The organism is Ectothiorhodospira lacustris (assembly GCF_022227785.1).
Taxonomy (GTDB): Bacteria; Pseudomonadota; Gammaproteobacteria; order Ectothiorhodospirales; family Ectothiorhodospiraceae; genus Ectothiorhodospira; species Ectothiorhodospira lacustris.
Window position 1 is genome coordinate 1 of sequence record NZ_JAJNQM010000154.1, and the last position, 1,899, is coordinate 1,899.

Below are 1,899 nucleotides of genomic sequence, written 5' to 3' on the forward strand. Positions count from 1 at the left end.
ATGTTCTCCTGCATTTGGCTGGTGCATATCTGGCTTTGAATGATGAGAATGAAGCGTTGCTGGCTTACCGCCAAGTTATCAAGATTCAGCCAAATCATGTTCCGGCTTTGAATAATGTCGCTTGGTTGAGCCGGGATCATAATATTGGAGATGCCATAACTTATGCCGAGCGAGCCTTCGCGCTTTCTCCCAATGATCCTTATGTTCTCGATACTTTGGGTATGCTGAAACTCAAACAGGGTAATATTGACGAAGCCTATCAGTTAATTCGTAATGCGGCGGATATGTCAAATGATGCCAGAATTCATTTGCATTTGGCAGATATTCTGTACAGGCAGGGAAATCAACCCGAGGCGCTTCAGTTGGTAAAAGACTTGGCGGAGAGTCTTCCGGGCACTGAAGAAGGCGATCAGGCTAAATCTATGTTTGAGCAGTGGTCTTTAAATTGAAGACGGCTGATCTGGATGAACTTGGCATTGATAAAAAATCAAGGCACTCAAATGAATGCTTATGATCATGTTCGGTCGAATAATCAGAGAGTAATTGTTAAGCTCTGGAATTTATTTGCGCCTTATTTGGGCAGGAATGCTGGATGCGATTCGGAGGTTTCTGTTGAAAAAATACTCGGCAAGCTGAGCTCGAAAGTTGATTTTTCTGCTCCACATGTTGAGGGGTTGTCATGCCTTGTCTCGTCGATTAATAAGACTGGTAATTTGCATGCGTTCGGGCGTTTTTATGTAAACAGCATGCTCTCTGAGTTATTGTTGAACAGGGAGAGATTGAACCGATTTTGGCAGGCTCATCCTGAAGTTCTTTCTGAGCAGAAAATAGTAAGGCCAGTGATTATTTTAGGCTTGCCCAGGTCGGGTACATCCTATCTATTTAACCTGATGTCTCAAGACTCAGAGCATCGGTTTCTCAGGAATTGGGAGACCACTGTATCGCAAGTGCCAGTTGATATGGGTTGTGATTTCAGGAAAGACCCTCGTCGTAGAAAGGGGATGTATTTGATGTGGCTCCAGAACTATCTGGCTCCGCAGCTTAAAGAAATTCATGAGTTTCACCTTGATGGGCCTGAGGAGTGTACGCCACTTCTTATGCAGAGCTTCGCCACGCAGGCGCTAGCGGGCGTATTTAATGTTCCTGAATATTCATCGTGGCTCAGTCAAGTATCTCACGATGAAGCTTATTCTCATCACAAACGAATCCTGCAGACGCTGCAGTGGCGGTATCCAGGGCGCCGATGGCTGCTTAAATCTCCTGATCACTTGGCAGCTATCAATTCAATTCTGAAGGTATACCCTGATGCTTGTCTTGTGCACCTTCACCGGGATCCACTCCAGTCGGTCGCCTCTTGGGCGAGCCTGAATTCAGCATTCAGGGGGATTTGTTCTCAATCCATTGATTTAACTCAACTCGGCCGTCAGGTACTTGATCGATTAGCTACAGACATGGACCGCTATATGGATGAACGCCAAGCTTGGCCGAAAAGTCATTTTTATGACGTTCATTACGATGATTTTATTAAGGATCCGAAATCAATTGTTGAATCAATATATGAGTATTTTGATCTTGATCTGAAGCCCGATTCTTTGCGGCGGATGTCGGATTTCTTGTTGATAGACACCAAGAAGGTAAGAGGTCACCGCTATCGTCCCGAGGATTTCAATCTTTCGTCTGATCAGGTTGATCAGCGCTTCGCGCGTTATGTGAGCCGCTTTAAAGTTCCTGTAATTCGTTAAACTCAATGATAGAGGTGACTGAACACGGTTATGCGCTTTTTTGACCGGATCTGTGCTGTGCTTTTGCCCGTGATTATTGCCGGCTCACTCTATGTGCTGCTTGTTGATTTTTCTACCCTCATTGTGGTGAGTTTGTCCGTATTCAGTTTGATTGGCG

Annotated in this window: 2 protein-coding genes; both read left to right on the top strand. The window is 45.1% G+C overall.

Annotation, left to right across the window (positions count from 1 at the left end; all coding sequences use genetic code 11):
- Positions 1-449 (top strand): tetratricopeptide repeat protein (locus tag LQ952_RS15755; protein ID WP_238623563.1); only part of this gene is annotated, 449 nt, incomplete at its 5' end.
- 15 nt (positions 450-464) lie between these two features.
- Entirely contained in the window at positions 465-1,742 is a 1,278-nt protein-coding gene (locus LQ952_RS15760; RefSeq protein WP_238623564.1) for a sulfotransferase family protein, read from the top strand.
- Positions 1,743-1,899: the final 157 nt, after the last annotated feature.

Bases quoted from the DNA above. Each gene is read 5' to 3' on its own strand.
- LQ952_RS15760 (WP_238623564.1), top strand. From the start codon at position 465: ATGAACTTGGCATTGATAAAAAATCAAGGCACTCAAATGAATGCTTAT.